7 protein-coding genes and 1 pseudogene are annotated in these 7,322 nt (G+C 66.0%); 6 read left to right on the top strand and 2 right to left on the bottom strand.

The features are described from left to right. Positions 1-38 precede the first annotated feature (38 nt). Positions 39-716 (top strand): SDR family oxidoreductase, encoded by a 678-nt coding sequence (locus WAN02_RS19790; protein ID WP_422265933.1) that lies wholly within the window; start codon positions 39-41, stop codon positions 714-716. A 21-nt stretch (positions 717-737) separates the two neighbouring features. Here WAN02_RS19790 and WAN02_RS19795 read toward each other — a convergent pair whose 3' ends face one another. Together WAN02_RS19795 and WAN02_RS19800 are read right to left on the bottom strand one after the other, a co-directional pair. Next, positions 738-2,159, bottom strand: coding sequence for a dihydrolipoyl dehydrogenase family protein (locus tag WAN02_RS19795; protein WP_422265934.1), 1,422 nt, complete (start codon positions 2,157-2,159; stop codon positions 738-740). 60 nt (positions 2,160-2,219) lie between these two features. Continuing rightward, a complete protein-coding gene (locus WAN02_RS19800) occupies positions 2,220-2,708 on the bottom strand; it encodes an inorganic diphosphatase (RefSeq protein ID WP_422265935.1) in 489 nt (162 codons plus the stop codon). A 112-nt stretch (positions 2,709-2,820) separates the two neighbouring features. On the opposite strand from WAN02_RS19800, the gene dacB reads away from it, so the two are divergent. From dacB to WAN02_RS19825, 5 genes and pseudogenes are all read left to right on the top strand, one after another. Next, a complete protein-coding gene (gene dacB, locus WAN02_RS19805) occupies positions 2,821-4,215 on the top strand; it encodes a D-alanyl-D-alanine carboxypeptidase/D-alanyl-D-alanine endopeptidase (protein WP_422265936.1) in 1,395 nt (464 codons plus the stop codon). Then, complete coding sequence (locus WAN02_RS19810) at positions 4,191-5,255, top strand: zinc-dependent metalloprotease (RefSeq protein WP_422265937.1); 1,065 nt, start codon at positions 4,191-4,193, stop codon at positions 5,253-5,255. Before dacB ends, WAN02_RS19810 begins: the two co-directional genes overlap by 25 nt. Then, positions 5,234-6,196: a tRNA lysidine(34) synthetase TilS gene (gene tilS, locus WAN02_RS19815; RefSeq protein ID WP_422265938.1), complete on the top strand. Its 963-nt coding sequence runs from the start codon at positions 5,234-5,236 to the stop codon at positions 6,194-6,196. Before WAN02_RS19810 ends, tilS begins: the two co-directional genes overlap by 22 nt. Positions 6,197-6,206: 10 nt before the next feature. Then, entirely contained in the window at positions 6,207-6,824 is a 618-nt protein-coding gene (gene hpt, locus WAN02_RS19820) for a hypoxanthine phosphoribosyltransferase (protein ID WP_422265939.1), read from the top strand. 168 nt (positions 6,825-6,992) lie between these two features. After that, positions 6,993-7,322: pseudogene (locus WAN02_RS19825) on the top strand (aminoglycoside phosphotransferase); the annotation flags it as partial.

Genomic DNA, 7,322 nt, shown 5'->3' on the forward strand with positions numbered 1-7,322 from the left:
GTGCTTTAGTTCTCAATAAAACCGAAGGAGGTTGCATCATGGACACCGGCCGGATCACCGCTCTCGTCACGGGCGCAAACCGTGGATTGGGCAAGCACTTCACAGCTCAACTCGTCGGGCGCGGCGCGAAGGTCTACGCCGCCGCGCGCCGTCCCGAAACAATCGAGCTCTCAGGCGTCGAACCTTTGCAGCTCGACATCACCGACCCAACCTCGGTGCACCGTGCGGCCGACCTAGCCGGCGACGTTAACGTGCTGATCAACAATGCCGGCACCTCTACGCGCGCGGGCCTGCTTTCTGGGGCGTTCGAGGACGTTCGGCTGGAGATGGAGACGCACTACTTCGGCACCCTGAGCGTGGTCCGGGCTTTCGTGCCAGTCATCGAAAGCAACGGCGGAGGAGCAATCCTCAACATGCTGTCGGTGTTGTCCTGGCTGCATGCTCCCGGCTCCGGTGCCTACTCCGCGGCGAAGGCAGCCGGGTGGGCGATGACCGACGCACTGCGACAGGAACTGGCTCCCCGGGGCATCCAGGTCACCGCCGTGCACGTCGGGTACATGGACACCGAGATGGCCGCCTTCGCACCGGCAGACCAAAAGACCGATCCCGCGATCGTTGCCGAGCTGGCGTTGGACGGCCTGTTGGCTGGCGAGCCGGAGGTTCTCGCCGACGATCTGACGCGCGCGACGAAGGCGCAACTGTCCGGCACCACGTGACGGCCGAAACGTCGACGGACGTCACCTTTCCCGAGCGAGCAATGGGTTCCATATCTGATTGACCGACGGATGCGGCGCCACGACATGGCGAAGTACATCCACCGGTACCTTGGCGACCACGGCGAGGGTGGCCGCCTGGACTAGTTCGGCGAACTGTGGCCCGACGAAGGTTGCGCCCAGCAGTGTGTCGGAATCGGCGTCGATGACGAGTTTCGCCCAAGCATCGAAGTCGTCGCGTTGTAGGGCGAGAGTTGGATTCGCCTCCGGGAATCGGGCGGTGCGCGTTGTGACCGCGAAACCGTCCGCGCGGGCTTGGTTTTCTGTGCGCCCGACTTCGACCACTTGTGGGTCGGTGAATATCACCTGAGCGAGGTTGCCGGCATCGCGGGCGATCAACTCGTCGTCGCCGAGCTTGCGGCCCCGGGCACGGGCAGCGATCACATCGGCAACGATCACGGCATGGTACTGGGAGATATGGGACAGCATTGCGCGCCCTGTGGTGTCACCCATTGCGTACAACCACGCGCCGTCGACTCCGATCGCCTGCAGATGGTTGTCGACTTCCACGAAATCCCCGCCACGCAGCCCTACTGTCTCTAAGCCGAGGCCGCCGGTGTTGACCAATCGTCCAGCGGCTAGCACGATTTCGTCGACATCTATACGCTGATGGCCGAAGGTGGCTGTAACAGCTCCGCCGGCGATGGGGCGTGAGACCGCCGACAACTGAGCTCCGAAATGAATCTTCACGCCCTTGCGGCGCAGAGATTCAGCGACCATTTCGGCCGCGATGGATTCAGAGTTCCGCAAGAGGGTGCTTCCGCGCACCAACAGTGTGACATCGGAGCCCAAGCCAGCCAGGATGGTCGCGAATTCCACGCCGACGACACCGCCGCCGACCACCAGCGTGCGTGGCGGTACGTGCGTCATGACCGATAGATCACGATTGGTCCACGGCTGTGCGTCGGCCAGCCCCGGTATGTCGGGGATGGCGGGGCGGGTGCCGGTCACCAAAACGACCGCATGCCTCGCGTGGAGAGAGTCCTCGTGGCCATCGGCGTATGCCAGCATTACCTGCCGTTCCCCCGATAGTTGGCCGTGAGCATGGATTACCTCGACACCGGTCTGCTTCAGTCCGGCCACGGCCGCGTCATCGGAGAGGTGGTCGATGATTTCGTCCCGCTTGGCGAAAACCGCAGCTATGTCCGGTAGATCGCGGTTCACCGTCTCGCGAACGCCAGGAACGGCTTTCGCCAAAGCGAGCACCTCAATCGGACGAAGCAGCGTTTTGGTCGGATTGCACGCCCAGTAGTGGCATTCGCCACCAATAAGGCGATCCTCGATCAATGCCACCCTGAGCCCTTCGGCGGCAAGATAGACCGCAGCGTACACCCCACCGGGACCGCCGCCGATGATGACAACGTCGAATTCTGTTGTCTCAGGCACGAATACCAGCCGTCCTCGAAACGTCACCCCGCACTTCGTAACGGGGTGCACGATTCAAAGTCAGTGACCCTCGGTCTTGAACCGCTCGATCGAACGCTGCACCTCGGCCTCGGCTTCCGCGCGGCCCACCCAGTCCGCGGCCTTCACGTACTTGCCCGGCTCCAGAGCCTTGTACTGCGAGAAGAAGTGCTTGATCTCGTCGAGCTCGTGCTGCGGGACGTCGCCGATGTCCTGGATGTGGTCCCAGCGATGGTCTTTGGCGGGCACGCACAGCACCTTGTCGTCGCCGCCGGCCTCATCGGTCATCTGGAACATGGCGACCGGCCGAGCCTTCACCACGACGCCCGGGAACACCGACTGGGGAAGTAGCAGCAGGACGTCCAGCGGGTCACCGTCCTCGCCCAGGGTGTGCTCGATGAAGCCGTAGTCAGTCGGATAGACCATCGACGTGTAGAGGTAGCGATCCAGAAAAACTCTGCCCGTTTCGTGGTCGACCTCGTACTTGTTGCGTTGACCCTTGGGGATTTCGATGACCACGTCGAATTGCACCGGCCCGGCTCCTTCGCCTGAGAATTGTCGCTTGGCGTCGATCGTAGGGCTCCCGCATTGCGCCCCTCCGCGGGGGCCGCGGCACAATAGGCGCAGAGAAGTCAGGAGAGTCATGCGTCCCACCACGTGGCGTACGTCTACGCACCTGATCGTGGGGGTGGGCGTGTTGGCGATCGTTGCCGCCTTGGTGGCTGCGGCGGCGCTGCTCACCGGCAGCGGCAGCGGCCGCGGCGTCGGCGGCCCGAAAGTACCGCCACCGCCGCAGGCCGTCACCGCCAAGCCTGGCGTTGTTCCAGTGGCCGACGACGCCGCGACGCCGACGAAGTCCGGTCTGGCCGCAGCGCTGGCGGCAGTGGTGGCCGACCCCAACCTGGGCAAGCTGGGCGGCCGGGTCACCGACGCGATCACCGGCGAAGAACTCTGGAGCCAATTCGACGACCTGCTCCTGCAGCCGGCATCCACCAACAAGACCTTGACCACCGCCGCCGCGCTTTTGGCGCTGGATCGCAACGCGCGGGTGACAACCCGCGTCGTAGCTGGCGATCAACCCGGGACCGTGGTGTTGGTGGGCGGCGGCGACCCGACGCTGTCGGGCGCGACGCCCGGGCAGGACACCTGGTACCACGGCGCGGCTCGGCTCAGCGATCTGGCCGATCAGGTGCGTCGCAGCGGCGTGACGCCGACCGCGGTGCAGGTGAACACCTCACTGTTCACCGGTCCGACCTTCGCGCCCGGCTGGGACCCGGCCGACATCGAGGGCGGCGACATCGCGCCGATCGAGTCGGTGATGCTCGACGCCGGACGGATCCAGCCGGCGACCGACGAGTCGCGGCGATCGGTGACGCCGGCTCTGGACGCGGGACGCGCGCTGGCCAGCGCGCTGGGCGTCGACCCGCAGCAGGTGACCGTCACCGGCCAAGCCGTCAGCTCCGGCGCGCGGCAACTGGCCGCGGTCCAGTCGGCCCCGCTCATCGATCGGCTCAACGAGATGATGAACGTCTCCGACAACGTGATGGCCGAGTGCATCGCGCGCGAGGTGGCGGCCTCCATGCAGCGGCCACTGAGCTTCGCCGGCGCCGTCGACGCGGTGACCAACCGGCTGAGCACCGCGCACATCGACACCGGCAGCGCGATCTTGCGCGACTCCAGCGGCTTGTCGGTCGAAGACCGCCTCACCGCCAAAATCCTCGACTCGGTCGTGCAAGCGGCAGCCGGATCCGGCCAGCCGGCACTGCGGCCGTTACTGGACTTGTTGCCGATCGCCGGAGGCAGCGGCACGCTTTCGGATCGCTTCATCGACGGCACTCCCGCCGGCTCCGGGCCTGCCGGCTGGTTGCGCGCCAAAACCGGCTCGCTGACCGCGATCAACGCGTTAGCTGGGGTGGTGACCGATCGCAGCGGACGGGTGTTGAGCTTCGCGCTGATCTCCAATGACGCCGGGATGTCCGGCCGCACGGCGATCGACGCGGTGGCCGCGACCCTATGGTCGTGCGGGTGCGTGGCGTGACGGCCTCAGCGGACTTGACTGTCGGGCGCACAGTCGACTGGGGATTCGCGGCGACGGTCGGCCAGTGGCTGGCCCGCCCCGGCCCACCGTCGACCGATTACACGCGACGCCAGGCGGTCGAAAACCTGGCCACCGCTGCCAAGGCGGCCGAGCCGCCGGTTCGCGAGGTCACTGGTCTGCACACCAATGGCGCGGTGCCCGAGGCCCGAATTGTCGACCGGCCGGGGTGGATTCGAGCCGCCGCCGAGTCGATGCGGGCGATGACCGGCGGAACGGACAAGCCGCGCGGCGCGATCAGCGGACGGCTCACCGGAGCGCAGACGGGTGCCGTGCTGGCATTCGTCTCATCGGGCATCCTCGGTCAATACGACCCGTTCAACGATGGCGGTGCGCTGTTGCTGGTCTACCCGAACGTCATCGCGGTTGAACGCCAATTACGGCTTGACCCTTCGGATTTCAGGCTGTGGGTATGCCTGCACGAGGTCACCCACCGCGTGCAGTTCACCGCCAACCCGTGGCTGTCGGGTTACATGTCGCAAGCGCTGGGTGTGCTGACCCAGGAGGGCAGTGACGACGTCGCGCAAGTGGTGAGCCGGCTGGCCGATTTCGCTCGTGGACGTCGGGATTCCGCACAAGGCGACCCGAATTCGGCGGGCATCCTCGGTCTGCTGCGCGCCGTGCAGTCCGATCCGCAGCGCGAAGCGCTGGATCAGCTACTGATGCTCGGCACGTTGTTGGAGGGCCATGCCGATCATGTGATGGATGCTGTTGGGCCCCTCGTGATTCCGTCGGTATCCACCATCCGGTCCCGCTTCGACGAGCGACGGAACCGCAAGCAGCCGCCGCTGCAACGGCTGCTGCGCGCGTTGCTGGGCATCGACGCCAAACTGAGCCAGTACACCCGGGGTAAGGCTTTCGTCGACCATGTGGTGGATCGGGTCGGGATGGAGCGGTTCAACACCGTTTGGACGAGTCCGGAGACTTTGCCCCGGCCGATTGAGATCGAATACCCGCAACGATGGATCGACAGGGTGCTGTAGCCGAACTCCGCGCGGTGGTGGCGGCGTTCGCGACAGAATTTCTCGACAGTGCCGATCGCTGGTGTGTGGCGTTATCGGGAGGCCCGGATTCGTTGGCGCTCACCGGTGTTGCGGCGACGATCCTGCCGACCACCGCCCTGATCGTCGACCATGGCTTGCAGCCCGGGTCGGCAACTGTGGCCGCAACCGCGCAGCGACAGGCCGAGTATTTGGGATGCGTTGATGCTCAAGTGCTTACCGTGCAGGTGACCGGTGACGGCGGCCCGGAGGCCGCGGCCCGCAATGCCCGATACGCAGCGTTGGCGGATGTCCGTCGCGACCGGCCCGTTTTATTGGCCCACACTCTCGACGACCAGGCTGAGACGGTGTTGCTGGGCCTTGGCCGCGGCTCAGGGGCCCGGTCGATCGCCGGCATGCGACGCTACGACCCGCCCTGGTGCCGACCGCTGCTGGGCGTGCGGCGCGAGCTGACGCATACCGTGTGCGCGGAGCTGGGGCTGAACGTCTGGCACGACCCGCACAACACCGACCGCCGCTTCACCCGCAGCAGGCTGCGTCTCGAGGTGCTGCCGCTGATGGAGGAGGTGCTCGGCGGCGGCGTCGCCGAGGCGCTGGCTCGCACGGCGACCGCGTTGCGCGGCGATACCGAGCTGATCGATTCGCTGATCGCCCAGGCGATGTCCGTCGCGGTAACCCCCAACGGGCTCGACACCGAGGCGTTGACCGCGCTGCCCGACCCGGTTCGTCGCGGGGTCATCCGCGGCTGGCTGCTCGCCGGTGGCGCGATCGGGTTGACCGACAAGCAGATCCGCGGAGTGGACACGCTGGTCACCGCGTGGCGCGGCCAGGGCGGGGTGGCCGTCGGCTCCGCATTGCGCAATCAGCGGCTGGTCGCCGGTCGCAGCGGCGGGGTCTTGACCTTGCACCAGGAACCGGTCTAATCGACCGCCGTTGGTTTCCGGCCCGACAACGTGGCACGCTGTGCTCGTGGCAGCGGAATCGCCGGAGCTCTACCCGGGGGACATCAAGTCGGTCCTGCTAGCCGAAGAGCAGATCCAAAGCCGCATCGCCGAGCTCGGAGCGCAGATCGGCGCGGACTACCGCGAGCGGGCCGCCGCCGATGATCGCGACCTGCTGCTGATCACCGTGCTCAAAGGCGCCGTCATGTTCGTCACCGACCTGGCCCGCGCGATCCCACTGCCGACGCAGTTCGAGTTCATGGCGGTCAGCTCCTACGGATCGTCGACGTCCTCGTCGGGTGTGGTGCGGATCCTCAAAGACCTCGACCGCGACATCAACGACCGGGATGTGCTGATCGTCGAAGACGTGGTCGACTCCGGGCTGACCTTGTCGTGGCTGCTGCGCAACCTGAACACCCGGCATCCGCATTCGCTGCGGGTGTGCACGCTGCTGCGCAAGCCAGACGCGCTGCGGGCCAACACCGACATCGCCTACGTGGGTTTCGACATCCCTAATGAGTTCGTGGTCGGCTACGGCCTGGACTACGACGAGCGCTACCGCGACCTGCCGTACATCGGCACCCTGGACCCGAGGGTCTACCAGGACTGAGGTCGGCCGGACTCGGCCACTTCGGCCCGCGAATAAGACTTCCGACAGGCGTGCTCCCATGCTCGCTGCGTCGGCGTGCGCACGCGGCGGCCGCAACTTATCATCTGAACATTCTGTATATGCCAGGCGAACAGTTCGGGGTCGATGCCGGCACGGCAGGGAGGTGTCGTGTTTGGCCAATACGTCGGATACGTGTCGGGCGATGACGGCATGTACGGATTTCTGTGCCGGATCGTCCGTGAACAACTGGGTGTGCACGAACGGAACCCGGCGTTTCGCGCTTTTCGGCTGCGGGGCAGCAACGAGGTCTACGCGTACGAGGAAAAGCACAGCCGAGCGCGGGTGATCTGCAAGTTCTTCGGACCCAGGTTCGGCTGGGACCGCGATCGTGCAGCGCGGGCAGCTTATCGGGAGTTCGATGCGATGCAGGGGCTGCGAAGCTTTGACTTGGTGGGCTCACCGCATCACGTGGTGCGGCCACTGGGCGTGGACTTGGAC

Source organism: Mycobacterium sp. (genome assembly GCF_049281135.1).
Taxonomy (GTDB): Bacteria; Actinomycetota; Actinomycetes; order Mycobacteriales; family Mycobacteriaceae; genus Mycobacterium.